Source organism: Jatrophihabitans cynanchi (assembly GCF_027247405.1).
Classification (GTDB): domain Bacteria; phylum Actinomycetota; class Actinomycetes; order Mycobacteriales; family Jatrophihabitantaceae; genus Jatrophihabitans_B; species Jatrophihabitans_B cynanchi.
Map to the genome: position 1 here is coordinate 4,122,209 of NZ_CP097463.1, position 26,967 is coordinate 4,149,175.

At 70.8% G+C, this 26,967-nt stretch carries 24 protein-coding genes and 2 pseudogenes; 18 read left to right on the plus strand and 8 right to left on the minus strand.

The annotated features are described in order from the left end of the window. Positions 1-31: 31 nt before the first annotated feature. The 6 genes and pseudogenes from ftsZ to M6B22_RS20065 form a co-directional block, all read left to right on the plus strand. Positions 32-1,070: pseudogene (gene ftsZ / locus M6B22_RS20040) on the plus strand (cell division protein FtsZ); the annotation flags it as partial. 127 nt (positions 1,071-1,197) lie between these two features. Beyond that, on the plus strand, positions 1,198-1,935 hold the full coding sequence (locus tag M6B22_RS20045) for a YggS family pyridoxal phosphate-dependent enzyme (protein WP_269443339.1): 738 nt from the start codon (positions 1,198-1,200) through the stop codon (positions 1,933-1,935). Positions 1,936-2,003: 68 nt separating this feature from the next. Continuing rightward, positions 2,004-2,528: a cell division protein SepF gene (locus tag M6B22_RS22315; RefSeq protein WP_269443340.1), complete on the plus strand. Its 525-nt coding sequence runs from the start codon at positions 2,004-2,006 to the stop codon at positions 2,526-2,528. Positions 2,529-2,617: 89 nt separating this feature from the next. Continuing rightward, entirely contained in the window at positions 2,618-2,905 is a 288-nt protein-coding gene (locus M6B22_RS20055) for a YggT family protein (protein WP_269443341.1), read from the plus strand. A gap of 121 nt (positions 2,906-3,026) precedes the next feature. Next, positions 3,027-3,935, plus strand: coding sequence for a DivIVA domain-containing protein (locus tag M6B22_RS20060; protein ID WP_269443342.1), 909 nt, complete (start codon positions 3,027-3,029; stop codon positions 3,933-3,935). 80 nt (positions 3,936-4,015) lie between these two features. After that, complete coding sequence (locus M6B22_RS20065; RefSeq protein WP_269443343.1) at positions 4,016-4,642, plus strand: hypothetical protein; 627 nt, start codon at positions 4,016-4,018, stop codon at positions 4,640-4,642. A 6-nt stretch (positions 4,643-4,648) separates the two neighbouring features. Here M6B22_RS20065 and ileS read toward each other — a convergent pair whose 3' ends face one another. Further along, entirely contained in the window at positions 4,649-7,843 is a 3,195-nt protein-coding gene (ileS, locus tag M6B22_RS20070) for an isoleucine--tRNA ligase (protein WP_269443344.1), read from the minus strand. 295 nt (positions 7,844-8,138) lie between these two features. On the opposite strand from ileS, the gene M6B22_RS20075 reads away from it, so the two are divergent. From M6B22_RS20075 to M6B22_RS20100, 7 genes and pseudogenes are all read left to right on the plus strand, one after another. Next, a complete protein-coding gene (locus M6B22_RS20075) occupies positions 8,139-8,429 on the plus strand; it encodes a DUF167 domain-containing protein (RefSeq protein ID WP_269443345.1) in 291 nt (96 codons plus the stop codon). Positions 8,430-8,715: 286 nt separating this feature from the next. Beyond that, positions 8,716-8,796 (plus strand): annotated as a pseudogene (locus M6B22_RS22320) (hypothetical protein); the annotation flags it as partial. Positions 8,797-8,853: 57 nt separating this feature from the next. Further along, positions 8,854-9,264, plus strand: coding sequence for a TraR/DksA family transcriptional regulator (locus tag M6B22_RS20080; RefSeq protein WP_269443346.1), 411 nt, complete (start codon positions 8,854-8,856; stop codon positions 9,262-9,264). A 63-nt stretch (positions 9,265-9,327) separates the two neighbouring features. Then, positions 9,328-9,894 (plus strand): signal peptidase II, encoded by a 567-nt coding sequence (lspA, locus tag M6B22_RS20085; RefSeq protein WP_269443347.1) that lies wholly within the window; start codon positions 9,328-9,330, stop codon positions 9,892-9,894. After that, positions 9,887-10,822 carry an RluA family pseudouridine synthase gene (locus M6B22_RS20090; protein WP_269443348.1) on the plus strand — a complete coding sequence of 312 codons (936 nt, stop codon included), beginning with the start codon at positions 9,887-9,889 and terminating at the stop codon, positions 10,820-10,822. Before lspA ends, M6B22_RS20090 begins: the two co-directional genes overlap by 8 nt. Before the next feature lie 40 nt (positions 10,823-10,862). Continuing rightward, entirely contained in the window at positions 10,863-12,287 is a 1,425-nt protein-coding gene (locus tag M6B22_RS20095) for an alpha,alpha-trehalose-phosphate synthase (UDP-forming) (protein WP_269443349.1), read from the plus strand. Positions 12,288-12,309: 22 nt separating this feature from the next. Further along, on the plus strand, positions 12,310-12,579 hold the full coding sequence (locus tag M6B22_RS20100; protein WP_269443350.1) for a DUF4288 domain-containing protein: 270 nt from the start codon (positions 12,310-12,312) through the stop codon (positions 12,577-12,579). 137 nt (positions 12,580-12,716) lie between these two features. Here the strand turns inward: M6B22_RS20100 and M6B22_RS20105 are convergent, their stop codons facing one another. Continuing rightward, a complete protein-coding gene (locus tag M6B22_RS20105; protein WP_269443351.1) occupies positions 12,717-14,252 on the minus strand; it encodes an HNH endonuclease signature motif containing protein in 1,536 nt (511 codons plus the stop codon). A gap of 379 nt (positions 14,253-14,631) precedes the next feature. Further along, positions 14,632-15,408 carry a trehalose-phosphatase gene (gene otsB / locus M6B22_RS20110; RefSeq protein WP_269443352.1) on the minus strand — a complete coding sequence of 259 codons (777 nt, stop codon included), beginning with the start codon at positions 15,406-15,408 and terminating at the stop codon, positions 14,632-14,634. A 305-nt stretch (positions 15,409-15,713) separates the two neighbouring features. On the opposite strand from otsB, the gene M6B22_RS20115 reads away from it, so the two are divergent. Both M6B22_RS20115 and dnaE read left to right on the plus strand, forming a co-directional pair. Continuing rightward, on the plus strand, positions 15,714-16,316 hold the full coding sequence (locus M6B22_RS20115; RefSeq protein WP_269443353.1) for a L,D-transpeptidase: 603 nt from the start codon (positions 15,714-15,716) through the stop codon (positions 16,314-16,316). Between the two features lie 174 nt (positions 16,317-16,490). Then, positions 16,491-19,964: a DNA polymerase III subunit alpha gene (gene dnaE, locus M6B22_RS20120; protein ID WP_407935750.1), complete on the plus strand. Its 3,474-nt coding sequence runs from the start codon at positions 16,491-16,493 to the stop codon at positions 19,962-19,964. Between the two features lie 14 nt (positions 19,965-19,978). Here dnaE and M6B22_RS20125 read toward each other — a convergent pair whose 3' ends face one another. Then, complete coding sequence (locus M6B22_RS20125; RefSeq protein ID WP_269443355.1) at positions 19,979-21,370, minus strand: MFS transporter; 1,392 nt, start codon at positions 21,368-21,370, stop codon at positions 19,979-19,981. 70 nt (positions 21,371-21,440) lie between these two features. On the opposite strand from M6B22_RS20125, the gene M6B22_RS20130 reads away from it, so the two are divergent. Next, positions 21,441-22,115: a TetR/AcrR family transcriptional regulator gene (locus M6B22_RS20130; protein ID WP_269443356.1), complete on the plus strand. Its 675-nt coding sequence runs from the start codon at positions 21,441-21,443 to the stop codon at positions 22,113-22,115. Positions 22,116-22,205: 90 nt separating this feature from the next. On the opposite strand, the gene M6B22_RS20135 is transcribed toward M6B22_RS20130, so the two are convergent. The 3 genes from M6B22_RS20135 to M6B22_RS20145 form a co-directional block, all read right to left on the minus strand. Next, positions 22,206-23,069 carry an ABC transporter permease gene (locus M6B22_RS20135; protein ID WP_269443357.1) on the minus strand — a complete coding sequence of 288 codons (864 nt, stop codon included), beginning with the start codon at positions 23,067-23,069 and terminating at the stop codon, positions 22,206-22,208. Continuing rightward, complete coding sequence (locus tag M6B22_RS20140) at positions 23,066-24,064, minus strand: ATP-binding cassette domain-containing protein (protein WP_269443358.1); 999 nt, start codon at positions 24,062-24,064, stop codon at positions 23,066-23,068. The genes M6B22_RS20135 and M6B22_RS20140 overlap by 4 nt, the downstream gene beginning before the upstream one ends. Positions 24,065-24,221: 157 nt before the next feature. Next, positions 24,222-24,908, minus strand: a complete 687-nt coding sequence (locus M6B22_RS20145) for a PadR family transcriptional regulator (protein ID WP_269443359.1) — start codon at positions 24,906-24,908, stop codon at positions 24,222-24,224. Between the two features lie 130 nt (positions 24,909-25,038). Between M6B22_RS20145 and M6B22_RS20150 the strand changes: the two genes are divergently transcribed. Together M6B22_RS20150 and M6B22_RS20155 are read left to right on the plus strand one after the other, a co-directional pair. Next, entirely contained in the window at positions 25,039-25,644 is a 606-nt protein-coding gene (locus M6B22_RS20150; RefSeq protein ID WP_269443360.1) for a hypothetical protein, read from the plus strand. Further along, entirely contained in the window at positions 25,641-26,342 is a 702-nt protein-coding gene (locus M6B22_RS20155; protein WP_269443361.1) for a hypothetical protein, read from the plus strand. The genes M6B22_RS20150 and M6B22_RS20155 overlap by 4 nt, the downstream gene beginning before the upstream one ends. Here M6B22_RS20155 and M6B22_RS20160 read toward each other — a convergent pair. Then, on the minus strand, positions 26,235-26,963 hold the full coding sequence (locus tag M6B22_RS20160; RefSeq protein ID WP_269443362.1) for an LON peptidase substrate-binding domain-containing protein: 729 nt from the start codon (positions 26,961-26,963) through the stop codon (positions 26,235-26,237). The genes M6B22_RS20155 and M6B22_RS20160 overlap by 108 nt on opposite strands. Positions 26,964-26,967: the final 4 nt, after the last annotated feature.

Here is a 26,967-nt window from a genome sequence, read left to right on the forward strand (position 1 = left end):
AACCGGACGATCAGCAACAGGAGCCAGAGCCATGACAGCACCGCACAACTACCTCGCGGTCATCAAGGTCGTCGGTGTCGGCGGCGGCGGCGTCAATGCCGTCAACCGGATGATCGAGGTCGGACTCAAGGGCGTCGAGTTCATCGCCGTCAACACCGACGCGCAGGCGCTGCTGATGAGCGATGCCGACGTCAAGCTCGACGTCGGCCGCGAGCTCACCCGCGGCCTCGGCGCGGGCGCGCAGCCCGAGGTCGGCCGCAAGGCCGCCGAGGATCATCGCGACGAGATCGAAGAGGTGATCAAGGGCGCCGACATGGTCTTCGTGACCGCAGGCGAGGGCGGCGGCACCGGCACCGGCGGCGCCCCGGTCATCGCCAGCATCGCCCGCAAGCTCGGCGCGCTCACCATCGGCGTGGTCACCAGGCCGTTCTCCTTCGAGGGCAAGAAGCGGGCGACGCAGGCCGAGGACGGCATCGAGCAACTGCGCGCCGAGTGCGACACGCTGATCGTGATTCCCAACGACCGGTTGCTGCAGATCAGCGAGCGCAACGTCAGCGTGATGGACGCATTCCGCAGCGCCGACCAGGTGCTGCTGTCCGGCGTGCAGGGCATCACCGACCTGATCACGACGCCCGGCCTGATCAACCTGGACTTCGCCGACGTCAAGAGCGTGATGAGCGGCGCCGGCTCGGCGCTGATGGGCATCGGCGCGGCGCGCGGCGACAACCGGGCGCGGCAGGCGGCCGAGATCGCGATCGCCAGCCCGCTGCTCGAGGCCAGCATGGAGGGAGCGCACGGCGTGCTGCTGTCCATCTACGGCGGCTCGGACCTCGGCCTGTTCGAGATCAACGAGGCGGCCTCGTTGGTCGCCGAGGCGGCGCACCCCGAGGCGAACATCATCTTCGGTGCGGTCATCGACGACACCCTGGGCGACGAGGTGAAGGTCACCGTCATCGCGGCCGGCTTCGACAGCGGGCAGTTGCCGTACAAGAAGGTGGACGTGCGGCGCGAGCCGGCGGCCGGCCAGCCGGCGGCGAACGGCCATCCGGCCCAGCCGGCCGGCCCGGCCGCGGTGCCGGCCCGGGCGGATGACGCCGTGGCCAGCGAGTATTCGACGCCCACGCGCAGCGGCGCCCGGACCCGGGTGAGCCTGGACGACGAGCTGGACGTGCCCGACTTCCTCAAGTCCTGACCGCCGTGAGCGACGACGACGGCCGCCGCTCCGAGCTGGTCACCTCGCTGGGAGCAGTGCGCAGCCGGATCGCCGAGGTGTGCGCGGCGTGCGGTCGGAACGCGCGCGAGATCACGCTGATCGCCGTCACGAAGACCTATCCGGCCGTCGACGTCGTCACGCTCGCTCGGCTCGGTGTCCGCGACGTGGGGGAGAGCCGGGACCAGGAGGCGACGGCCAAGGTGGCCGAGGTCGCGGCGCTGCTCGCCGAGCCCGGCGAGCAGCCGGCGCCACCTGACTGGCACTTCCTCGGCCAGATCCAGTCGCGCAAGTGCCGCTCGATCGCCCGGTACGCCCACGCGGTGCACTCGCTGGACCGGGCGGAGCTGGCGACCCGGCTCGCCGATGCGGTGGCCGAGCTGGGCCGGTCCCCGATCGAGGTGTTCGTCCAACTCAGCCTGGACGGCGATCCCGAGCGCGGCGGGGTGGTCGCGGATGAACTGGCGACGCTGGCCGACGCCGTTGCGGCCCGCCCCGAGTTGGCGCTGCGCGGCGTGATGGCGGTGGCACCACTGGGCGCCGACCCGGAGGCGGCCTTCGCCGAGGTGCAGCGGGTGTCGGCTCGGCTGCGCGGCCAGCATCCCGGGGCCGGGTCGATCTCGGCCGGGATGAGCGCCGACCTCGACGCGGCGTTGCGGCACGGCGCGACACACGTGCGGATCGGTACGGCGTTGCTCGGCCGCCGAGCACCGGTTATCGGCTAGCGTTCCTGAGGAAGCCAAGTCACACCAGCACCAGCCGTCACGACCGCACCGAATCACTGGAGGACTCGATGCCCGGAGCTATGCACCGGATGGGCGTATACCTCGGCCTCGTCGAAGACGAGGACTACGCCGAGACCGACCAGGGCGTCGGCGCTTACGCACACGCCGGCGACCGCGGGCGCCGCGAGGACTACGCGGAGGCGCGCTATCCGCGCGAGCCGCAGCACGGTCGTGGTGCCGAGGTGGTCCGCCGCGAGTACCCGGACGACGTCGAGGCGTACGCGAACGGCTACGGCTACGCCGACGACCAGCCCACGTACCAGATAACGGCGCTGCACCCGCGCACCTACAACGAGGCACGCACCATCGGTGAGCACTTCCGCAAGAACACGCCGGTGATCATGAACCTGTCCGAGATGGACGACGCCGACGCGAAACGGCTGGTCGACTTCGCCGCGGGACTGACCTTCGGCCTGCACGGGCGCATCGAGCGGGTCACCGCGAAGGTGTTCCTGCTCAGCCCGCACAACGTCACCGTGACGGCACAGGACAAGGCGCGGATGGTTGAGAACACATTCTTCAACCAGTCCTGACTGCGACCTGCCGCGGCGGCCTGGCACCATGGAGGTGCCGGCCGTCGACGGGGCCGGTACGGCGCTACCGACGGGACGGGTGAACGGTGATGACGATGTTCTGGGACATCGTCGGCTATGTGCTGTACGTGTACCTGCTGGTGATCCTGGCCCGCTTCGTGGTCGAGATCACCCGGCAGTTCGCGCGGGCCTGGCGGCCGGCGGGCATCGCGGCGGTCGGCGTGGAACTGGTGTACGTCGCGACCGACCCGCCGATCCGGCTGCTGCGGCGGCTCATCCCGCCCTTGCAGCTGGGTTCGCTACGCCTGGATCTGAGCATCATGGTTCTGCTGCTCGGTATCCTTGCGGCCTACTGGGTAGTGCTGTCCCTGGGCTGACCGCGGCGCATAAGATCGGACCGCCCGAGCACATGCCACGCCTACCGCACAGCGACCGAACAGCTAGGAACGATGATCTGCACCGGAGCGCCCGGCTCGCAGCGACACACGAGGTGATCGAATGCCGTTGACGCCCGCTGAAGTCCACAACGTTGCGTTCAAGAAGCCCCCGATCGGCAAGCGTGGGTACGACGAGGAAGAGGTCGACGCCTTCCTCGACATCGTCGAGGTCGAACTGTCGCGGCTGATCGAGGAGAACAACGACCTGCGCGCCCGCATGGGCAGTGGTGCACCGGCTCCCGCGTCGGCCGCCGACGCGCCCGCCGACACGGCGAGCGCGGCCGAGCTCGCCTCGGCGCGCGAGGAGAACCAGCGCCTGCAGGCGCACGTCGCCGAGCTCGAGCGGGCCATGACGCAGGGCAAGAACGGCGCGCAGCAGCAGGTCGTCCAGCTGCAGCAGCAGCTCGCGCAGACCGAGCAGCAGCTGGCCGAGAACCGTCGGCAGCTCGAGCAGATGCAGCAGGCCCTCGCCGAGGCACAGCAGCGCGCGGCGCAAGCGCCCGCCGAAACCCCCGGCGCGCCGTCCGAGCATCACGCCCAGGCGGTGCAGATGCTCGCGCTCGCCCAGCAGACTGCCGACCAGCACCTGGCGCAGTCCAAGGCCGAGGCCGACCGGCTGCTGTCCGAGGCGCGCGCGAGCGCGCAGAGTTCGCTCGCCGATGCACAGAGCAAGTCCGCCCAGCACGTCGGCGAGGCCGAGATGCGCGCCCGCAAGCTGGACGAGGAGAGCACCGCTCGTGCCGAGCAGACGGTGCGCGACGCCGAGCAGCGGGCCGCCACCATCACCGCGCAGTTCGAGCAGCGCAAGGCGGCGCTCGAACGGCGGGTGGAGGAGCTGCGGGTGTACGAGCGCGAGTACCGCACCCGGCTGCGCGGCTACCTGGAGTCGCAGCTGCGTGACCTGGACGCCAGCGGGCGGGCCGAGCCGAGCGGGCAGCCGGACGAGCAGGCGGACGCGCAGCGCAGTTGAGATATAGCGCAGCTGAGTTACAGCGCAGCTGAATCTCACTGCACGTGCGCAGCCGGGCGTAGCGGCGGGAGTAGGGCGTCATGGTGCTGATCGGGCTTCTTCTGCTCGCCCTGGCGTGCCTCATCCTGGGCCTGGTACTGGCCAGCGCGGCCTGGCTGATCGGCTCGCTCGTCGCGAGCGTGGCCGCCGCCTTCGCCCTCTGGCAGACCCGGGAGCGGATCGGCTCGGGCGCGGCGTCCGCTGCGCACACCGCGAGGGCGGCGCCGGCTGCGTCAGCTCCGCCGACGGCGCCCGCCAAGGCCGAAGCTGCCTCGGCCGCGGACGAGACGGGGCTCGATCAGGACTACCTCGCCCGGCGCGCCGCCTGGTTCGCCGAGGGCACCCGCTCCGGCGACGTGTGGGTGATCGACGGCCGCCCGGACTATCACCGCGCCGGCTGCGGCCTGCTCGGCGGGACGGACGCCGAGCCGATCCCGCGCAGCCAAGCGGTCGAGGACGGCTTCACCCCGTGCGGCACGTGCACGCCGGACGCGGTCGCCGAACCGCCTCCCGACGCGGTCTGGGTGGTGGACGGCCGGCCGCGCTATCACCGCTCCGACTGCATGATCATCAGCGGTCAGCAGGCCGAGGCCGTCCCCTACGCGCAGGCGAGCGCCGACGGGTTCATGCCGTGCGCCCTGTGCGAGCCGGACGCCGCGCGCGCCTGAGCCGGGTCAGCAGGCGCGGCGCAGCCAGATCGTCAGTCCCAGGTCCTCATCGGTCACCCGGAACGTCTCGACGCCCTCGCCGGGCACCCCCTCGTGCACGCCAGTCGCGAGTACTTCGGCCGCCAGCTGGTCGGCGTGGCTGCGGATCGCCTCGGCGGGTTCGGGCGAGCCGCCCACCTGCCACCACAGCTCGATCCGGTCGGTCACGTCGAGGTCGGCGGCCTTGCGGGCGTCCTGCACCACCCTGACGATGTCGCGCAGCAGCCCGGCCAGGCGCAGCTCGTGTGTCAGCTCCAGATCGAGGGCCACCGTCTCCGCGCCGGCGGAGGCGACCGCCCAGCCCGAGCGCGGCGTCTCGGTGATGGTCACCTCCTCGCCGGTGAGCGGCACGTCCGCACCGGCCACCTGCACCGTGGCGGTGCCGGCGGCGAGCGCGATCGCCAGTTCGCGGGCATCGGCAGACGCGATCGCCTTGGCCACCGCCTGGGTGCCGTTGCCGAACCGCTTGCCCAGTGCGCGGAAGTTCGCCTTCGCGGTGACGTCGACCAGTTCGCCCGCGGTCGACTCGGCCAGGGCGGCCAGTTCGATCACGTTCAGCTCGGCCGCGACCTCCTGCCGCAGTCCCTCGGGCAGCCGGGCCCAGCCCGGCGCCGAGACGAGCGCCCGGGCCAGCGGCTGGCGGGTCTTCACGCCGGACTCGGCCCGCGCGGCCCGGCCCAGCTCGACCAGGCGCCGCACCTGCGCGACGTGTTCGCCGAGCGCGACGTCGACCAAGGACTCGTCCGCGATCGGCCACGCCGCGAGGTGCACCGAGTCGATCGTGCCGCCGAGAACCTCGGGGGAGAACAGCGACTGCCACACCCGCTCGGTCACGAACGGGACGAACGGGGCCAGCAGCCGGGTCAGCACGTGCAGGCACTCGTGCAGCGTGGTCAGCGCGGCCGGGTCACCGTCCCAGAACCGCCGGCGCGAGCGGCGCACGTACCAGTTGGACAGGTCGTCGATGTAGCCGGCGAGCGCGCGGCCGGCGCGGGCGGTGTCGAAGTCCTCCAACGCGGCGTCGACCTCGGCGCTCACCCGGTGCATCTCGGACAGCGCCCACCGGTCCAGCTCGGTGGGGGTACCGGCGTCGGTCCCCCCGGCCGGGGCCCAGCCGTTCGCCCGCGCGTACAGCGACTGGAACGAGGCCACCGACCAGTACGTGCGGATGACCTTGGACGCAATCTCCTCGAGCGCCTTGTGCCCGACGCGCCGCGCGGACCACGGCGAGCCGCTGCACAGCATGAACCAGCGCAGCGCGTCCGCGCCGTGCTGATCCATCAGCGGGATCGGCTCGAGGATGTTGCCCAGGTGCTTGCTCATCTTGCGGCCGTCCTCGGCGAGGATGTGGCCCAGGCACAGCACGGTGCGGTACGAGCTCTGGTCGAACACCAGGGTGCCGACCGCCATCAGCGAGTAGAACCAGCCGCGGGTCTGGTCGATGGCCTCGCAGATGTAGTCCGCGGGGTAAGCGGCCCGAGCGGCGTCGGCGTTGCGCCACGGCGCGCCGAACTGCGCGAACGGCATGGAGCCGGAGTCGAACCACGCGTCGATCACCTGCGGCACGCGGCGGTACGTCCCGTCCTCGCCGTCGACCGTGAAGGTGACGTCGTCGACGAACGGCCGGTGCGGGTCGTCGAGGTCGACGCCGGAGCGGTCGCGCAACTCGGCCAGCGATCCGATGCAGACCAGCCGCGTCGGGTCGGCATCGTTGCGCCATACCGGCAGCGGCGTGCCCCAGTAGCGATCGCGCGAGAGCGACCAGTCGATGTTGTTGGTGAGCCAGTCGCCGTAGCGCCCGTGCTTGATCGTCGCCGGGTACCAGGTCGTCGCCTCGTTCTCGGCGAGCAGCCGGTCCTTCACCTCGGTAGTGCGGATGTACCAGGCGGGCAGGGCGTAGTACATCAGCGGCGTGTGGCAGCGCCAGCAGTGCGGGTAGCTGTGCGTGTACGGCACGTGCCGGAACAGCAGGCCGCGCTCGCGCAGGTTCGCGACCAGTTGCTCGTCGGCGTCCTTGAAGAACACGCCGCCGACCGGGCCTACTCCGGGCAGGAAGTGGCCGTTGCTCGCGATCGGGTTCACCACGATCAGCCCGTAGGCGCGGCTGACCGCCAGGTCGTCGGCACCGAAGGCCGGCGCCTGGTGCACCAGGCCGGTGCCGTCCTCGGTGGTGACGTAGTCGGCGAGGACGACGAAGTGCGCGTCGGTGCTCTTCGGCTCGGCGGCAGGAACGGCGATCTCGCCCGATGACTCGGGAAAGGCCACGTAGTGGAACGGCCGCTCGTAGTGCCAGTACTCCATCTCGCGTCCGGTCACGGCGGCCAGCTCGACGGCGTCCTCGCCGAGCACGTCGCGCCACAGCGGTTCGGCGACCACGAACGTCCCGTTGGCGGTTCGGGCCACCACGTACTGCACGTCCGGGTGCACCGCGACGGCAGTGTTGGACACCAGCGTCCACGGCGTCGTGGTCCAGACCAGCAGGTCGGCCTGGCCGGCCCACGGGCCGGACGTCAGCGGGAAGCGCACGTAGACCGACGGATCGGTGACGTCCTCGTAGCCCTGGGCGACCTCGTGGTCGGACAGCCCGGTGCCGCAGCGCGGGCAGTACGGCGCGACGCGATAGTCCTCGACGAGCAGCCCCTTGTCGAAGATCTGCTTGAGCGCCCACCAGACCGACTCGACGTAGTCCGGGCGCATCGTCCAGTAGGCGTTCTCGTAGTCGGCCCAGTAGCCCATCCGCTCGCTCATCGCCTCGAACGCGTCGACGTGGCGCTGCACGTTCTCGCGGCACTTGGCGTTGAACTCGGCGATGCCGTACGCCTCGATGTCCGGCTTGCCGGTGAAGCCGAGCTCCTTCTCCACGGCGAGCTCGACCGGCAGGCCGTGGCAGTCCCAGCCCGCCATCCGCGGGACGTGGTAGCCCTTCATCGTCTTGAACCGCGGGAAGATGTCCTTGAACACGCGGGCCTCGACGTGGTGCGTGCCGGGCATGCCGTTCGCGGTCGGCGGTCCCTCGTAGAAGGTCCAGCCCGGGCCGTGCTCGGTCTGCTCCAGGCTGCGCGCGAACACGCGCAGCTCGCGCCAGCGGTCGATCACCTCGTGGTCGAGCGCGGCGAGGTCGACGTGCGGCGGGAGCGGCTGGTAGCCGGAGCCTTCGGTCATCGCGGTGGTGTCCCTTCGAGTCGTGCGGACCCGAGGGACGACCCGAGTGCCGGTTTGCCCGGCCCGCGTGCCGCGGTACCACCCTCGTTGGCGCGTCGTGCCGTGCGCCCACTTCGTTCACTGGCCCGGTTCTACTGGGCGGACGGCCGCCGTTCTTCCGGTGCTCGGAGGTGATTTCGCGCGCGCTCCTGGCACCCGGGCTCGCACCGTCCCCGGGTCGCTACCTGCTGGCCTGCGTGGCTACTCGTCCTCGTCGTTGCCGGTCCATCCTAGCGGCGCGCGAGGATGGATAGTTGTGGACGGCGAATCGGCGGGGCTGCGCGTGTCGGTGCGGGTGCGTACCGGCGCCTCGCGCCCTGCCGTCGGCGGCCGATACCGTGCGGACGCGCTGGTGGTGGCGGTTGCCGCCCGGCCTGTCGCCGGCGCGGCCAATGTTGCCGTCACCGAGGCGGTGGCCCGGGCGTTCGCAGTGCCCCGCAGCCGGGTGGAGCTGGTCGCCGCCCGCACCGGCCGCGACAAGGTGGTCCGGATCGCCGGTGATCCGGCCACGCTACGTGCCCGATTGGCGCAGCTTCTAGCGCTTTGATCGGCGTGGCCACTAGCGGTGCGGTTGCCGGGACCATATAGTTGCCGCCTTTGCGGGCCATGGAATGCCACGGGCCGCCCAGGAGAGGGGATCAGCCGATGGCTGCCGTAGGACGGATCGGGCGCGCGCTGCGCCGTGTCGGCGGTAGCTCGTCCGCAGCTGGCGCGACACAGGGGGCAGCCGCGAAGAAGGCTCCCGCGAAGAAGGTTCCCGCGAAGAAGGCCCCGCGAAGAAGGCTGCGCCCGCGAAGAAGGCGCCCGCGAAGAAGGCGCCCGCGAAGAAGGCGCCCGCGAAGAAGGCGCCCGCCAAGAAGGCGCCCGCCAAGAAGGCGCCCGCCAAGAAGGCGCCCGCGAAGAAGGCTGCGCCCGCGAAGAAGGCCCCCGCGAAGAAGGCCCCCGCGAAGAAGGCCCCCGCGAAGGCAACGATGCCCGCCACGCCGACGCCCTCGACCCCCGCCGTACCCAAGGGTTCGGAGTGGACCCGGGCCGAGCTCAAGGCCGTGCGCAAGCAGCTCACCGACGAGCTCGCCCAGATGCGCAGCGCGTACGACCGGTCGATCCGCGACCTCAACGACCTGCAGCAGGCCGGGACGGACGGCGCGGGCGACGACCAGGCCGACGCCGGTAGCAAGACCTTCGAACGCGAGCAGGAGCAGTCGATCGCCGCCAACCGGCTCGACCTGCTCACCCAGATCCAGCGCGCCGTCGAGCGGATCGACGACGGCAGCTACGGGTTCTGCGAGAGCTGCGGCAAGCCGATTCCGAAGGCCCGGCTCAAGGCGTTCCCGGCCGCGACCCTCGACGTGAACTGCAAGCAGCGCGAGGAGCGCCGCTGAGCCGCTGCGATCCCGCCTCGGTCCGCGCGGCCGGCTGTCGCCGCGATGCGGGACAATGTCCGGGTGAGCACTCCGGAACGGGCCGAGACGCAGCGCGAGCCGGTGCCTGATCGCCCGCAGCAGCCCCGTCCTCGCCGCATCGGCGTGTTCCTCGCGGTGGCGCTCGTCGCCCTCGTTCTCGACGTCGTGAGCAAGGTGCTCGTGGTGGGGCAGCTGAGCGGCGAAGCGCCGAAGCGCACGCTCGGCGGGCTCGTCTATCTCGATCTGGCACGCAACTCCGGCGCGGCGTTCTCGCTCGGTACCGGCTTCACCGTCATCCTCACCGCCGTCGCGGCCGCGGTCGTGGTGATCATTCTGCGCACGGCGAGCCGGATGCGCTCGGTCGGCTGGGCGGTGTCGCTCGGCCTGATCCTCGGTGGCGCGCTGGGCAACCTCGCCGATCGCATCTTCCGCGCACCGGGCGTCGGTCGCGGGCACGTGGTCGACTGGATCAGCGTGTTCGGCCCTAACGGGGAGCACTGGCCGATCTTCAACATCGCCGACTCGGCAATCTGCTGTGGCGCCGTCCTCGCGGCTGTCCTCGCGCTGCGTGGCATCGATCTCGACGGCGGCGCCGGCGCTCGTGACTGACACCCGGTTGTTGCCGGTCCCGGACGGCCTGCAGGGACTGCGGCTGGACGTGGCGATGTCCCGGCTGTTCGGCTTCTCGCGCACCGCGGCCGCGGACCTGATCGACGCGGGCCAGGTCACCCTCGACGGCACCGCGGTGCCGCGCTCGGCGAAGGTGCGCGGCGGCGAGTGGCTGGAGGTGAGCCTGCCCGCGGCCGAGGTGGCCGCCGTCGAGCCCGAGCCGGTCGACGGGCTGGTCGTGCTGCACGACGACGCGGACATCGTGGTGGTCGACAAGCCGGTAGGCGTGGCCGCGCACCCGAGTCCCGGCTGGACCGGGCCGACAGTGCTCTCCGGGCTGGCCGCGATGGGCTACCGGCTCGCCACGTCCGGCGCCGCCGAGCGGCAGGGCATCGTGCACCGTCTCGACGCCGGGACGACCGGGGCGATGGTGGTGGCCAAGAGCGAGCGCGCCTACTCGCTGCTCAAGCTCGCGTTCAAGGAACGCACCGTCGACAAGCGCTATTCGGCTCTGGTGCAGGGGCATCCGGATCCCAGCCGCGGCACCATCGATGCGCCGATCGGCCGGCATCTGTCAGCCGACTACAAGTTCGCGGTCGTCTCCGTTGCCAGCGGCGGCCGGCCGAGCGTCACGCACTACGAAACCGACGAGGCGTTCCGGGGGGCGACCCTGCTCGACGTCCACCTCGAGACCGGGCGTACCCACCAGATCCGGGTGCACACGGCAGCCGTGCGGCACCCGTGCGTCGGCGACCTCACCTACGGCGCCGACCCGACGCTGGCCAGGCGCCTCGGGCTCACCCGGCAGTGGCTGCACGCGCGCGAACTCGGCTTCACGCACCCCGGCAGCGGCGAGCAGGTCCGTTATCGCTCGCCCTATCCGGCCGACCTGCAGCATGCACTGGACGTGCTGCGGGGCGAGTCGTGACGCACGGGTACGTCCGCGGCGATCGGGGTAGTGATGGGTCATGACTGATCCCGGCTCGGCCCCGCTGCTCGTCGCGTCCAATCGAGGCCCGCTGTCGGTGGTGTCGGTCGAGGACGGCGATGATGAGATCCGGCGCGGCAGCGGCGGTCTGGTGTCCGGGATGCAGGCGGCGCTGGCCAGCACGCCGGACGCGGTGTGGGTGTGCGCGGCGATGAACGAGCGGGAGCGGACGCTTTCGCGGCAGGCTCCGCGCGGGCGGCTCTCGCAACTGGACTTCGCCGCCAACGCCCTGCACGGCGACTTCGACGTGCGGATGCTGCCGATCGACGCGCAGACGTTTCGCGCCGCCTACAACGGGGTGGCCAACTCGACGCTGTGGTTCGTGCTGCACATGCTGTACGAGTTGCCGAAGGCACCGAACTTCGACGCGTCCTGGCGGCGGCAGTGGCTGTCGTACGTGCGCTACAACCAGGCGTTCGCCGAGGCGCTGGCCGAGGAGGCCGCGCCGAACGCCCGGGTGATGGTCCAGGACTATCACCTGTTCCTCGTGCCGCGCATGGTTCGCACGCTGCGCCCGGACGTCCGGATCGGGCACTTCACGCACACCCCGTGGGTGTCGCCGGACTACTTCACGATGCTTCCGGACGATGTCGCACACGCGGTCGTCGACGGTGTCCTGGGTGCTGACGTCGTCGGCTTCCACACCCAGCGCTGGGCGGACCTGTTCACGGCGTGCTGCCGGACGGTTTTGGGTCGCGAGCCGGAGGGCGTGCGGGTGTTCCCGCTCGGCACCGATCCGGACGAGATGAAGAAGGTCGCGTGGCGTCGTGATGTCGAGAGTGCGCTGAAGACGCTGGACGCTGAAGTGGGCGACTGCCGGGTGATCGGCCGGGTCGACCGTACCGAGCTGTCGAAGAACGTGTGGCGCGGGCTGCTGGCCTACCGCGAGTTGCTTCGGCGCTACCCACAGTGGCGCGGTCGGGTGGTGCACGCGGTGTTCAACAACCCGTCCCGCGAGGACTTGCCGGCGTACCGCGAGTACACGGCGTCGATCGAGCGACTCACGAGTGACATCGAGGAGGAGTTCGCGACCGACGACTGGACGCCTGTCCTGCTCGAGATCGCCGACGACTATCCGGCTGCGTTGGCAGCGCTGCGCCGCAGCGACGTGGTGTTCATCAACTCGGTGCGTGACGGGATGAATCTCGTCGTCCTCGAGGCGCTGGTGATATCCGAACACAGCCCGGCGGTCGTGTTGTCGCGTGAGGCCGGTGCGGCCGACGTGCTCGGCGGCGACGCCCTGGTGGTGAACCCGTTCGACGTGTCGGCCACTGCTGACGCGCTGCACGCCGCGTTGAGCATGCGGCGCGACGACCGTACCGCCCGCGCCGAGCGGATGCGGCGCGCTGCGACCGCGTTGCCGCCGACCGAGTGGTTCCGCGCGCAGCTGGATGCCCTCGACTGACGTCGGCTGCGACGATGGTGCGATGACGACCGGGCTCGGCAGCGCTGTGCCATGGTTCGCGGTGCGCTGCATCTTCGCGATCGGGCGTGGCGATGACGACGAGGTTCACACCTACGAGGAGCGGATCACGCTCTGGCGGGCGTCGCACTTCGACGAGGCGATCGCCCTCGCCGAGGCTGAAGCAACCGAGTACGCGACGGCGATCGAGGGGGGCCGGATGCCTACCTGGGCCTTGCCCAGTGTTACCAGCTCGCGGACGTGGTGGGCCAAGGTGCTGAGGTGTTCTCGTTGATGCGAGACAGTCGCCTGGCGCCGGCCGAGTATCTGAATACGTTCTTCGACTCCGGTGACGAGCGGCAGCAGATGTGGTCATCTCCGACGTAGCAGCAGCGCTCGTCGACCGTCGGTGCCGGTGTCGGTGAGTGCGGGTCAGGTTCGGATCGGCGGGTGTACCGCTCGGGCCAGGTCGGGATCGATGTCGAAGGTGATCTCGACGTGGTGGGCGGTGTTGCGTCGGGGTCTCTGGTCGGGGTCGATCCAGGGTGGTGGGATCCAGTTGGGGATCTTGTTGATCATCTGGCAGGTCCAGCCGGCCTGCTCGTGGTTGTCGTGGTGGAAGTCGCAGACGAGGGTGGTTTCGTCGAGGTCGGTGCGGCCGCCGTCGTTCCAGGGTGTGACGTGGTGGACCTCGGTCCAGGCGGGTGGGATGGTGCAGCCGGGGAAGGAGCAGCCTCGGTCGCGGGCGGCTAGGGGGCGGCGTTGTGCCGGGGTGGCGTATCGGCGGGTGCGGCCGTAGGCGAGAACCCCGCCCGCGTCGTCCAGCACTACCGGGATGATCTCGGCCTCGGCGGCGAGGTGCAGCAGTTCGGCGATGCTGATGGTGTCGCCGTGTGCGGTGTCGGCCAGGCCGGTGCGGTTGCGCAGGTCTTCGGCGCGGACGGTGACCTGGACGGTGACCGGGGTGCCACCGCAGTCGGGCAGGGTGCCGGTGCGCAGTAGTCGCAGTCCGGCGTCGTGCAGGGCGTCGTGTCGGCGTTGTGCCGCGCTGCGGTCGTCTCGGCCGTGTTCCGTGCTGGGTCGTGGTGCCGCGAGCGAGTCGAAGATCGCCTGCCAGATCGCGGTGGTCGCAGCGGTCAGGTGTCCTCGCAGTTCGCCAGTGCCGTCCGGGTTGGGGCTGATCGTGACGCCGCGGCGGCGCTGGTTCTCGCGGTCGCGGGATTCGGGTCCGTCCGGGTCGAGCCGGGCTTTGAGCCGGGTGACGGCGCGGGCCAGTTGCAGCGGGTCCAGCTGGGCGGCGTGCTCGACGAGGCACTGTTCCAGCTCGGCGCCGAAGGCGCGGTCGTGTTCGGCGGCGAGCCAGTGCATCAGCTCGCCGATCACCTTCGCGTGTGCGGGGGAGATGGTTCCGGCGCGTTGTGCCGCGGCCACAGCCGGGCACACCGGCGGCAGAATGTCCCCGGACAGCGCGTGCCGCTCGGTCAGCTCACGCGCCGCCGTCACGCGGGCCTTCGCCTCGCGCGGGTGCAGCTGCAGCAGATCGTGCAACAGGGTCGCGGTGTTCGCGCAGGCCAGCTCACCGGCCAGGTTCCGTTCGTCCAGTTCGGCGACCACCCGGTGATCGACCGCCGGGATCCGGCGGGCCTGCCGCTCCAACTCCCGGGTCAGCTCCAACAACCCATCACGAGACAGCGCCGTCAAGTCCGAGGCCAGCAGCGCATCGACCCCGGCACGGATCGACGCAACCGCGCCCACCGGATCCGCTGCCTCGAACATGTATTGGAATGTAGCCCGAAGGTACGACAAAAACGGCGGAGTGCACCGTGGGTCGGCCGCAATCGGTGGGCCCTCACCCGCGAAGTGCGCGTACTCACGCAGGCGTGCGATCGTCGCCGCGACCGGCAGCGCCGCTGTCTCGATCGGAAGGTCGACGAACTGCGCGTCTGCTAGTAGGGCGTCCTCCGCCACAGCTTCGTCAGCGTCAGCCTGACTCCACCCGCGTTCAAGAATCCGCAGCCTCAGGACGGTGGGGCCTGGGGACAGCAGACATGGAGGCAGGTCGGTATTCGGCGGCAACTGCCGCCTGGGCCCACCCGCGGGTCCATGACGCCAGAGACGACGAGGAGTCGCGCCTCCGCGGCGACGTATCCGGGCAGCACCGCCCCAGAGCCTCGCCCTTGAATGCGTGATGCCATCCGACGTCGTCGTCTGCCTCGGGGTAGAGCATTCCGAGTTGGTCGATGTCAACGTATGCCACGCGTGTGTCAGCGGCAGCGAACTCGGCGAACAGTTCCCACGCTGCGACGGACTTGCCCGCACCGGCGGCGCCGCAGATCCACATCACGTGCTACCCCACCAGCGCGGTCAGCAGCTCCAGAACCCCGCCCGGCCCGTCGACGAGGACGTCCGCGGAGTCCGCAAGCTCGGGAACCTCCGACGACCGCACGCCGACCCCGTACGCGGCCGCTCCGGATGAACGCATCGACCGCACCGCAGCGAACGCCGGCAGGTCACCGACGTCGTCACCGGCGAACAGCACCGACGACGGCCGGACGAGGTCGACCAGCCGGCGCAGCGCCCCCGCTTTGTCGAATCCGGGCAGCCGCAACTCGATGACGCCCCGTCCGTCGTGCACCTCGAACCCGAGCTCGGCGGCCAACGCGAGGACCGGGGCCCGCAGCGGTGCAAGCGCGGCGTCCGGGTCGCGCGCCAACCGGCCGTGGACGACGAGCGAGAGCCGCTTGTCCTCGATCCACACGTTCTTGTCGCCCGTGGCAACGATGCCCGGCAGTCGCTGTCGCAACTGCTCGATCGCTTCCGGGGTCGGGGGAGAGGTGAGTTCGCCGTCGCGCCAGCTCTCCGCGCCGTACAGGCCCTCCACGATCAGGCCGGGCACCACGGCCAGGCCGCTCAGCTCGAGCACCGTGTGCGCGTCCCGGCCGGTGATGATCGCGACCTGCGCCCCGCGGCCGGCGAGTGCGCTGAGCGCGCCCACCGTCCCGTCGACAGGTCGTGAGTCGGCCGGGTCGGGAACGATGGGCGCGAGCGTGCCGTCGAAGTCGAGTGCGACCAGCGCGTGCGACAGGTCGGCGCGGACAGCGGCGGTCAACTCGGAGAGATCCACCTGCCCATCCTGCCAACATGCCCGGGCCGGCTCGGCGGTGACTGAGCGCGAGCCGGTGACTGAGCGCGAGGCGGTGACTGAGTGCGAGGCGGTGCAAATGCACTGGTCCAGCGCGCGGGCGCGGCCGGCCGCGAATCGTTTTGAATGCGGCCGAGGAGGGCAAGCTGGTGCACGAGCGGTGTGGGTTCGTGCCGGTGGGCGAGGGCATCACCTGGTGGTTGCACCGCGGGCCGCGACCAGGCGGCGCCTGATCGAAATCAGCTAACGTCGGTGCCCTGCGCGCCGACTGTGTGGAGGTGCGGACGGTGGCGAAATGGCTCGGCGCGGTCGCTGTGCTGGCCGCAGCGCTTGCGGCAGGGTGCGCCACCGGTCACGTCGCACGCCATGTGACGAACGCCGGCGGCAACGCGGCAGCGAACAGCCCGGTGGCCGACAGCACGCTGCACACCGTCCCGGGCGCGCCGGCCAGCGCCGAGCGACCGGCTCCCACCAAGGCACCGGAGCCGAATCACTGTGCCCGAAACAAGGCGCGCCAACTCGTCCTGGTCAGCATCCGCGCCCAGCACGCCTGGCTCTGCGCGCGCAGCAGGACGGTCTACAGCACCGCCGTCACCACCGGCATGAGCGGCCCCGACACGCGCACCCCCACCGGCAAGTACACGATCCAGAGCCGCAACAAGAACTCGGTGCTCACGCTCAGCAACGGCGACCGGTACAACGTCAAGTACTGGATCCCGTTCGACGCCCCGCTGTTCGGGTTCCACGACTCGAGCTGGCAGCACTTCCCGTACGGCAGCGCGCAGTACAAGACGGACGGCTCGCACGGCTGCGTGCACATGCCGCTGGCCGCGATGAAGTTCCTGTACGGCTGGGCGCGGGTCGGCGCGAACGTCGACATCCGCGCCTGAACCTGAACCTCAGGTCGAGAGTCTGCCGCCGACACACCCGCGGTCCCAACCGCGGGCTGTCGTCCCCGTCTGTGACAATCGATCGGTCACGGCGAGAGACGGACGGGAGCCAGGGCGACAGTGGGAACAGGCACCGATTCGTTCGTGCACCTGCACGTGCACACCGAGTACTCGATGCTCGACGGTGCCGCCCGGCTCACCGAACTGTTCGCCGAGACCGCGCGGCAGCAGATGTCCGCGCTGGCGATGACCGACCACGGCAACGTGTTCGGCGCGTACGACTTCTACAGCAAGGCCAAGAGTGCGGGCATCAAACCGATCATCGGCATGGAGGCCTACCTCACCCCGAACACCAGCCGCTACGAACGCACCCGGGTGCGTTGGAACAACGGCGGCAGCGACGACGTCAGTGGCGGCGGCGCGTTCACGCACATGACCCTGCTGGCCGAGTCGACCGCGGGCATGCACAACCTGTTCCGGCTCTCGTCGCGTTCGTCGCTGGAAGGCTTCTTCTACAAGCCGCGTGCCGATCGCGAACTGCTTGCCGAATACGCGAACGGGTTGATCGGGACCACCGGCTGCCCGTCCGGTGAGATCCAAACCTGGCTGCGTATCGGCGACTACGAGAAGGCCCGGGCCAGTGCCGCCGAGTTCCAGGACATCTTCGGCAAGGGCAACTTCTACCTCGAGCTGATGGACCACGGGCTGGAGATCGAGACGCGGGTCCGCGAAGGGCTACTGCGCCTGGCGCGCGACCTCGCCCTGCCGATGATCGCCACGAACGACTCGCACTACACCCACCCCGGCGATGCGGCCGCGCACGAGGTACTCCTGTGCGTCGGCACCGGCAAGACGATGGCCGACCCGAACCGGTTCAAACTGGACGGCGACGGCTACTACCTCAAGAGCCCGGCCGAGATGCGCTCGCTGTGGGCCGACAAGCACGATCTGCGCGAGGCGTGCGACAACACGCTGCTGATAGCCGAGCGCTGCGAGGTGAGCTTCACCGAAGGCAGCGGCACCTACATGCCGCAGTTCCCGCTGCCGCCGGGGGAGGACGAGAGTTCCTGGTTCGTCAAGGAGGTCGAACGCGGCCTCGTGGCGCGCTACCCGGGCGGCATCCCGGAGCACGTGCGGAAGCAGGCCGACTACGAGGTCGAGATGATCTTGCGGATGGGCTTCCCCAGCTACTTCCTGGTGACCGCCGACCTGATCGGCTGGGCCCGCGAGCACGGCATCCGGGTCGGCCCGGGCCGCGGCTCGGCAGCCGGCTCGCTGGTGGCGTACGCGATGCGCATCACCGAGCTCGACCCGCTGGAGCACGGGCTGATCTTCGAGCGGTTCCTGAACCCGGACCGCGTCTCGATGCCGGACATCGACATCGACTTCGACGAGCGCCGGCGCGGCGAGGTGCTCGCGTACGTGACCGCGAAGTACGGCGACGACCGCGTGGCGCAGGTGGTCACCTACGGAACGATCAAGGCCAAGCAGGCGGTCAAGGACGCCTCGCGGGTGCTCGGCTACCCGTTCTCGATGGGCGACCGGATCACCAAGGCGATGCCGCCGGCGGTGATGGCCAAGGACGTCCCGCTGAACAAGATCTTCGACCCGGCCCACGAGCGGTACAAGGAGGGCGCCGAGTTCCGCGCGCTCGTCGAGGCCGACCAGGAGGTCGCCCGGGTCTTCGAGACGGCGAAGGGCCTGGAGGGCCTCAAGCGGCAGTGGGGCGTGCACGCCTGCGCGGTGATCATGTCCAGCGCGCCGCTGACCGACGTCATCCCCATCATGAAGCGGGAGCAGGACGGCGCGATCATCACGCAGTTCGACTACCCGACCTGTGAATCGCTCGGCCTGCTCAAGATGGACTTCCTGGGGCTGCGCAACCTGACCGTGATCGACGACGCGCTGCGCAACATCGAGGCCAACCGCGGTGAACGGCTGGTGATCGAGGACGTCGCGGTCGACGACAAGACGACCTTCGAGCTGCTGGCGCGGGGCGACACGCTCGGCGTCTTCCAGCTGGACGGCGGCCCGATGCGGGCGTTACTGCGCTCGATGCGGCCGGACAACTTCGAGGACATCTCCGCGGTCGGTGCCCTGTACCGGCCCGGGCCGATGGGGGCGAACTCGCACAACGAGTACGCCGACCGCAAGAACGGGCGCAAGCCGGTGATCCCGATCCACCCCGAGCTCGCCGAACCGCTCGCGGAGATCCTGGACGACACCTACGGCCTGATCGTGTACCAGGAGCAGGTCATGGCGATCGCGCAGAAGGTGGCCGGGTACTCCCTCGGCGCCGCGGACCTGCTGCGGCGGGCGATGGGCAAGAAGAAGAAGGCCGAGCTGGACAAGCAGCAGGCAGGCTTCTTCGCCGGCATGCGCGAGCGCGGCTACTCCGATCAGGCCATCCAGACGCTGTGGGACATCCTGCTGCCGTTCTCGGACTACGCGTTCAACAAGGCGCACTCGGCCGCGTACGGCGTGATCTCCTACTGGACCGCGTACCTCAAGGCCAACTACCCGGCCGAGTACATGGCCGCGCTGCTCACGTCCGTCAAGGACGACAAGGACAAGATGGCGATCTACCTGGCCGAGTGCCGGCGGATGGGCATCAAGGTCCTGGCACCGTGCGTCAACTCCTCGGACGCCGACTTCACCCCGACCGGCACGGACATCCGCTTCGGGCTCGCCGCGATCCGCAATGTCGGCGCCAACGTGGTCAGCTCCATCGTCGCGACCCGCAAGGCGAAGGGGGAGTTCGCCGACTTCGGTGACTTCCTGCGCAAGGTCGACGCGGTCGTCTGCAACAAGCGCACCATCGAGGGACTGATCAAAGGCGGCGCGTTCGACTCGCTCGGGCACGTGCGCCGCGGGCTGATCAACGTGTACGAACCCGCGGTCGACGCGGTGCTGGACACCAAGCGCGCCGAGGCCATCGGCCAGTTCGACCTGTTCGGTTCCCTCGGCGAGGACGCGGTGGGCGGCGAGGACGTGTTCGCCGTCCGCGTCCCGGACGGCGAGTGGGACAAGAAGGTGCTGCTGCAGTTCGAGCGCGAGATGCTCGGGCTGTACGTCTCGGACCATCCGCTGTTCGGCCTGGAACACATCCTCGGCGCGCACGCCGACATGACCATCGCCGCGGTGCACGCCGAGTCCACCGGCGAGCGCCAGAAGGTGACGCTCGCCGGGATCTTGTCCTCGGTCAACCGGCGGGTGACCAAGGCCGGCGCGCCCTGGGCCCAGGTCGTGCTGGAGGACCTCGAAGGCTCGATCGAGGTGATGTTCTTCCCGTCCTCGTACGCACAGGTCGCGCTGAACATCGCCGAGGACGCGATCGTGGCGATCACCGGGCACACCGACGCCCGCGAGGACACCGTCAAGCTGATCGGCTCGGAGCTGGTCGTGCTGGACACCACCGAGGGACCGCGCGGCCCGGTGAGCGTGCGGATCGAGGCGACCCGGTGCACGCCGCCGCTGGTGGAGCGGCTCAAGGACGTGCTGAGCGCGCACCCCGGTACGACCGAGGTGCACCTGCACCTGCAGGGCCGCAACAACCTGCGGCTGGCGATCGACCGCCGGGTGACGCCGTCGCCCGCGCTGATGGGCGACCTCAAGGCACTGCTCGGCCCGTCCGCCGTGTCGGCGTAACGGGTGCCGCCACCTCACCGGCGGCGCAGCAGCACGGCGACGGCGATCGCGGCCGCGAGCACGGTGCCCGCGCCGGCCAGGAGCGCGTCGTGCATGCCGGCACTGAAGTCCAGGCCCCCGCGGTAGTTCGACTGCAGCACGCTACCCAGCACCGCGATGCCGAGCGCGCCGCCGAGTTCGCGGGACAGGTCGTTCATCGCCGACCCGACACCCTGCTTGTCGACCGGCAGCGCGTCGGTGACGGCGGCCGTGGCGGGCGTCATGGCCAGCCCCATCCCGGAACCGAGCGGCAACAGCCCGGCGAGCAGCAGCCAGTAGCCGCTGGTCGCGTCCAGCTGCGCGAGCACCACCAGGCCGGTGGCGCCGAGCACGAGCCCGGCCGGGACGACGCGGCTCGCGCCGACGGTCTCGGCCAGCCGCGGTGCCAGGATGCGGGCGAACGGCATCATCGCCAGCGCCATCGGGATCAGGCTCAGCGCGGCCACCAGCGGGCTGTCGTGGTGCACCCACTGCAGGTACTGCAGCACCAGGAAGATGAAGCCGAAGAAGGCGAAGAACTGCATGGTCAGCGACAGGGTGCCCGCGGCGAACGCGCGGTGGCCGAACAGTGCCGGGTCCAACAGCGGGTCGGCACGCCGCGACTCCCAGCGCACGAATCCGGCGAGCACCAGTACGCCGGCGATCAGGCCGAGCACTGTGCGCGCGCTCGTCCAGCCGGCGGTCGGCGCCTCGATGATCGAGTAGACCAGCAGCCCGAGGCCGGCCACGCTGATCAACGCGCCGCCGACGTCCAGTCGCGGGGCGTCCGGGTCGGCCGACTCCGGGATCACTCGCAGCGTGGCCACGAAGGCGACGGCGGCGAGCGCCACGTTCAGCCCGAACACCGCACGCCAGGACCAGACCTCGAGCAGCAGGCCGGAGGCGAACAGGCCGAGGATCGCGCTGGCGCCGGCCACGCCCGCCCAGGTGCCTACCGCCCTCGCCTTCTGGGTATCCGGGAACGTGCCGGTGATCGTCGAGAGCGTGGCCGGCATGACCAGTGCCGCGCCGACGCCGAGCACAGCGCGCATCGCGATCAGCCAGGCCGGGTCGCTCACCGCCATGGCGGCGGCCGATCCGGCGCCGAAGACGGCCAGCCCGGCAAGCAGTGCGCGGCGGCGGCCGTAGCGGTCGCCGATCGCACCACCGAGCAGTAGCAGCGCGGCGAACACCAGGGCGTACGCGTCGATCACCCAGGCCAGCTGCGTCTGGGATGCGTGCAGGTCGCGGGCCACCGAGGGGATCGCCACGTTGAGCGAGGCGACCGCGGCGACGACCGTGGCCAACGCCACGCAGACGACGGCGAGCACGGGACGGTGCGCGGTGCCGGTGGCGGAGGCGGGGGCCGCCGGTCGGGTGGTGATCACCGACTCCTCCTACGAATTCATTGATGATGAATTGAAGGATGGAGCGGGGCTCGTTAGAATTTCAACTGTGATGAATTCTGCGCCGGGGCGCGGCCGCCGGGCGGGAAGCCCGGACACCAGGGCGGCGGTGCTCGAGGCGGCCCGCCGCCGGTTCCTCGCCGACGGCTACCAGGGCGTCAGCATGCGCTCGATCGCCACCGAGGCCGGCGTGGACGCCGCCCTGATCAGCTACTTCTTCGGCTCGAAACGGGGGCTGTTCGCGGCGGTCATGGCGCTGGACGCCAACCCTGCCGACGTGCTGGCCAGAGCACTGCCCGGTGAGCTGAACTCCTTACCGGAACGGGTGTTGCACGCGTTGCTGAGCACCTGGGACGACCCGGAACGCTCGGCGTCGATGCGGGCGCTGATCACCGCGGCATCAGGTGACGCGGGCGTCGCGCGGGTGCTCCGCGAGGTGGTGCAGACGGAGATGGCCGGCCGGATCGCCGAGCGCATCGGTGGGCCGGATGCGAGCCGGCGGGCCGCGCTGTCCACGGTGGTGTTCGTGGGGCTGATCTTCGACCGGTACGTGCTGCGGCTGGAACCGATCGCGTCGATGCATCCTGATGAATTGGTCGCCCGGCTCGCCCCCGTCCTGCGCGCAGCCCTCCGCCCGCCGCTACCTCCCCAGCCCGCCCGGTCACCCCGGTCACCCCGCCCACCCCGCCCACCCGGTCCCTCCCGTCCGTCCCGTCCGTCCCGTTGAGTGGCGGCCTTCGCGTTGAGTGGCGGCCAATAGCCCGCCACTCAACGTCCAACCCGCCACTCAACGTCGCGAACCGCCCCCAACGGGGGATCAGGCGGAGCGCTGGTAGGCGCGGAAAGCCCGGGTGGCCAGCCAGGCCATCGCGGCCGCCAGCAGCATCAGGAACCCGAGCCGGGGCAGCACGGCGCCCCACTGCGTCCCGCTGGAGAGCGCCTGCCGCGACGCGACGACCGCCCAGTCCACCGGGTTGTAGCGCGCCACGTGCCGTACCCAGCCGGGGGACAGCCGGGTGTCCATGATCGCCGAGGACAGGAACTGCAGCGGCAGCACGATGAACTGGCTGATGCCGATCAGCGCCTCCTGCTGGCGCACGAGCAGCGCGATCGCGTTGGACAGCGACGCGATGACGATCGCCATCAGCACCGCGGCGAGCAGGGTCATCGCGATTCCGGCGACGCCCCCGGCGAAGCGGGCGCCGGCCGCGTAGGCGATCGCGAACACGATCAGCGTCTGCAGTGCGGTGGTCAACGCCTGGTAGGCGAGCGAGCCGATCATCATCGCCCCGCGGCGCACCGGCGAGGAGAGCAGCCGGTCCATCACGCCGCGGTCCATGTCCTCGATGTAGCCGGTGCCGGCCCAGCCGCTGGAGAACAGCGCGGTCATCAAGATCACGCCCGGCGTGATGAACTCCAGGTAGCTCCCGTTGTCCGCGTGAAAGCCCGGGATGTGGATCACCGAACGGAACAGCTGGCCGAAAAGCAGCAGCCAGATGACCGGCTGGATCAGCGTGATCGCCGCGTACGCCGGCTGGCGCAGCAGCGAGCGCACCGATCGTGCGGTGAGCAGACCGGAGTGCCGCAGCAGTTCGCGCACTGGGTTTCGCGCCGGGTGGTCAGCGTGTGCCGGCCGCCCGGCGCCCACCCGCCCGGTCGCCCCCAGGGCCGGGGCGCTCATGCTGCGGCCTCGAAGGTGCGGCCCGCGTAGCGCAGGTAGACGTCGTCGAGCGACGGCCGGGACACGGTCACCGAGTCGACCGCGAGCCCGGCCGCATCCAGGGCGGCGAGCACTGACGGGACGGCGCGGGCGCCACTGTCGGCGCGGCCGTGCAACGTGGCGCCCTCGGCGAGGACCTCGCGCAGCCCAGCGCGCAGCAGCGCCTCGGCTGCGGTCGCGGCGGTCACAGCCATGTCGGACGCGTCGGCCGCAGCCGCCAGTCCCACATGCACGGTGTCCCCGCGCAGCTCGCTCTTGAGCTCCTCGGGAGTTCCCTGCACCACGATCCGTCCGGCGTCCACGATCGCCAGTCGGTGCGCGAGGTGATCGGCCTCGTCCAGGTAGTGGGTCGTGAGCAGCACCGTCATCTGCTCGTCGCCGGCGAGCCGGGCGATCTCGGCCCAAAGCTGGGCGCGCGCCTGCGGATCCAGCCCGGTCGTCGGCTCGTCGAGGAAGAGCACTCGTGGGCGGTGCACCAGCCCGATCGCGACATCCAGCTTGCGGGCCATCCCACCGGAGTAGGTGCGCGCCGGCCGGCCGGCCGCGCCGGTCAGGTCGAACCGGTCGAGCAGTTCGGCCGCCCGCGCCGCGGCCGCGCTCCGGGTGAGCCCCTGGATGCGACCGGCCAGCACCAGGTTCTCGCGGCCGGTGGCCAGCGGGTCGCTGGAGGACTTCTGCGAGACCAGGCCGATCGAGCGGCGGACCCGGTCCGGCGCTGTCGCGACGTCGTGCCCGGCGACGACGGCGCGGCCCGAATCGGCCCGCGACAAGGTGGTGAGGACCTTGACGGCGGTGGACTTGCCTGCGCCGTTCGGTCCGAGCAGCGCGAACACGCTGCCGGGTGCGACCGAGACGGACAGTCCGTCCAGGGCGCGAATGGGCGGCGCCTCCTTTCCGGCCGGGTAGGTCTTGACGAGATCGGCGGCGTCGAGCGCCGGGTAGCTGGATTCGGACATGCGATGACTCCGTACGAGTGGGTAGGGGAGTCGACGCCACGGGACGTATCGTTCGAGTGGGCCTCGGGTGGTGACCGTTCGCGGTATCGACTCGGGTGTTCGGTCCGCTAGCGGTCCGGATCGGTGTTGCCGCACCTGCCGGATCGCTAGCGGACGTCTAGTTCTGCGACTCCGGTGCCTGCAGCACGCGCGCCTCCTCCCCGAGGTTGCCGACCGGGTCGGCCATGATCTGCTCGTAGCTCATCCCGGCGGCGCGCAGCTCGTGCATCCGGCGCCACAGCGTGGTGCCGCCGAGCGAGCCGTCCCGGATCCGGCCGACGAGCCGGCGCACGAAGGCCAGCTCGGCCGTGAGCAGCGCGTGCCGGTAGTGCGACTCGATGGCGAAGATCTCCGGCAGCTGGAGTTGATCTCCCAGCTCGCCTGCCTTCTCCAGCGCGCTCAGCTGCATCTCCAGCGCGAAGCAGCGCTTGTCGAGCAGCCGTGCGACCTCATCCGGCGGTAGCGCGCCGGCCAGCGAGAGCCCCGCCTCGAGTGAGGTGTACTCGCGGGTCGAGGTGGCGAGCAGTTCGGCGAGCCAGTCCTCCAGCTCCGCCTGCCCGGCCTCGGTGATCGCGTAAACGGTGCGCTCGGGCCGGCGTCCCTCGCGAGTGGTCTGCTGCGCGCTGATCAAGCCGTGTTTGGCCAACGACTCGACCACCGAGTACAGCGAGCCGTAGTTGAGCTTGATGCTCTGTTCCTTGCCGCGGGTGCGCAGCGTCGAGGAGATCTCGTACGGATGCATCGGCTTCTCGCTCAGGCACTCCAGCACGGCCAGGGCCAGCGGGTTGGAACGGCGGCGCGCCACGGAAGCTCCTCCTTCTCCGTACTCGATTATCCGGAACCGAGTATTCGTAGCGACGGCTGGGCTGTCAAGTTCCCCGCAAGGCAAGTTCCGAGGAAAACGCACCGAGGTCCGGCCCGGTACCGTCAGTGCCATGGACGACGCGCTGCCGGACGAGCCCGCGCCGCGGCCGATCTCGCTGCAGAAGCCGGCGGAGCAGGCCGGTCCGCGCGCGCAGCAGCCGGTCGACGTCGGGGAGTTCCGGCAGGGCTCGGAGCTGAGCCAGTGGGCGCTCGCGCGGTACCTGGTCGGCCGCGCGATCGGTGAGTCGATGGGGCGGGCCCTGATGGTGCTCGGCCTGCTCGTGCTCGCCGTCGCCGGGCTGCTCTGGTGGGCCGGTTCGGGCTTCTGGGCGGTGCTCGTGGCAATCGTCGCGCTCGGCGTGCTGGCCATTCGCGCCCTGTTGCTGGCGGTGCTGCGCCGGCTGACCGGGGCCGGCCGGTACGGCCCGTTCGAGGCACGGATGCGTGCGCTGGTCGCAGAGACCCGAGGCGACGTGCTGCGCGAACTGCGCCGCGCCGGGTTGCCGGGGCGCACCTGGACGTTGCCGGTGCTCGGGCTGCGGCTGGCCCGCCCGTCCCGACGCGCGGACACGCTCGCGCGGTTACGCCGGTTCGAGGTGGATCGCGCGGTGCCGGCGGCCCGGCTGGACGAGCTGCACCTGCTGCTGCGCGGCGCGCTCGGGCGGAGCGCCCGGTGAGCGGACCGGTGACGGGACCGGTGAGCGGACCGGTGACGGGACCGGTGAGCGGACCGAGCGAACCGCTGTCCGTCCGCACCCTGATCGGGCCACAGTGGCGCTCGATGCTCGTGGTGATGGTGGCCATGTGGGGCGCCGGGGCGCTGCTCGGCCTGATCTGGCAGTGGTGGAGCCCGCCCGGACCGGCCGGCTACATCATCGGTCCGGGACGTATCCAGGCCGACGAGACCGAGGCGTTCGTGGCCGGTGACGGCCGCTACGCGCTCATCGTGCTGGTCTGCGGGATCGCGGCCGGGCTGCTCGTCTGGTTCGGGCGCCCCGCCGTCCGGGGCAGCGGCGCCGTCGTGGCGCTCGCGCTCGGCGGCCTCGGTGGGGGCTGGCTCACCGAGGTCGTGGGCCGACTCACCGGCGGCGGCACCGACTCGGGCCGGGCGGACACCGTCGTCGCGCACCTGCCGCTCTCGGTGCACATGAGCGGGCTGCTGTTCGTCGAGGCAGCGGCCGCGGTGCTGGTGTACGGGCTGTGCGCGTCGTTCGCGGTCGCCGACGACCTCGGCCGGCCCGACCCGCAGCGCGAGGCGGTGCGCGGCTCAGTTGAGCGACAGGTGCAGTTGCAGCACGCGGGAGGCGACGGCGATGGTCCGGGTGGCCCGCAGCAGGGCGATCTCCCGGCGCAGCAGTACCGCGGACCGGGCTAGCCGGACGACGGCGTCCGGGGCCTCCAGCAACTGCTGACGGTCCTCGCTGGTCAGCGGCAACTGGGCGGCGAGGTGGTAGGACAGCTGGTTCGGATCGGTGGGCAGCACCATGTCGCTCTGCCGCCCGGTCAGCGCGTGGATCAGCATCGCGTGCTGGTCCTGCAGCCCCAGCACGATCTCGCGGAGCGTGCCGGTGTCGCCGCCGTCGCGCTCGTCCAGGTACTGCACCTCGGCCTGCAGGTACGGCTTGCCGGGGACCAGCCGCTCGATCCGGAACCGGCGGCTGCCGACGGTGAGCAGGTCCGACGCGCCGTCGTCGAACGGCTCGACCTCGAGCACCTCGGCCACCGTGCCCACCAGCGCGAACTGTGGCTCCTCGTCGACGCCCTCGGTGCCCACCTCGGTGCCGCGGGTCAGCGTGACGATGCCGAACGAGGGCGTGCCCGGCCCGGAGGAGATGTCGAGCAGCAACTGCCGGTAGCGCGGCTCGAAGATGTGCAGCGGAAGCGGCATGCCGGGCAGCAGCACGTGGCTCAGCGGAAAGAGCGGGATGACGCTGCCGGGCGTGCCGGCGGCGTCGCGCGCGCTGCCGCTGTTGCTGTCATCGCCATGGGCCGGCACGCCG

Bases quoted from the DNA above. Each gene is read 5' to 3' on its own strand.
- M6B22_RS22315 (WP_269443340.1), top strand. From the start codon at position 2,004: ATGCCCGGAGCTATGCACCGGATGGGCGTATACCTCGGCCTCGTCGAA.
- M6B22_RS20055 (WP_269443341.1), top strand. From the start codon at position 2,618: ATGACGATGTTCTGGGACATCGTCGGCTATGTGCTGTACGTGTACCTG.
- M6B22_RS20060 (WP_269443342.1), top strand. From the start codon at position 3,027: ATGCCGTTGACGCCCGCTGAAGTCCACAACGTTGCGTTCAAGAAGCCC.
- M6B22_RS20065 (WP_269443343.1), top strand. From the start codon at position 4,016: ATGGTGCTGATCGGGCTTCTTCTGCTCGCCCTGGCGTGCCTCATCCTG.
- ileS (WP_269443344.1), bottom strand. From the start codon at position 7,843: ATGACCGAAGGCTCCGGCTACCAGCCGCTCCCGCCGCACGTCGACCTC.
- M6B22_RS20080 (WP_269443346.1), top strand. From the start codon at position 8,854: ATGCCCGCCACGCCGACGCCCTCGACCCCCGCCGTACCCAAGGGTTCG.
- M6B22_RS20095 (WP_269443349.1), top strand. From the start codon at position 10,863: ATGACTGATCCCGGCTCGGCCCCGCTGCTCGTCGCGTCCAATCGAGGC.
- M6B22_RS20100 (WP_269443350.1), top strand. From the start codon at position 12,310: ATGACGACCGGGCTCGGCAGCGCTGTGCCATGGTTCGCGGTGCGCTGC.
- dnaE (WP_407935750.1), top strand. From the start codon at position 16,491: ATGCTCGACGGTGCCGCCCGGCTCACCGAACTGTTCGCCGAGACCGCG.
- M6B22_RS20130 (WP_269443356.1), top strand. From the start codon at position 21,441: ATGAATTCTGCGCCGGGGCGCGGCCGCCGGGCGGGAAGCCCGGACACC.
- M6B22_RS20135 (WP_269443357.1), bottom strand. From the start codon at position 23,069: ATGAGCGCCCCGGCCCTGGGGGCGACCGGGCGGGTGGGCGCCGGGCGG.
- M6B22_RS20140 (WP_269443358.1), bottom strand. From the start codon at position 24,064: ATGTCCGAATCCAGCTACCCGGCGCTCGACGCCGCCGATCTCGTCAAG.
- M6B22_RS20150 (WP_269443360.1), top strand. From the start codon at position 25,039: ATGGACGACGCGCTGCCGGACGAGCCCGCGCCGCGGCCGATCTCGCTG.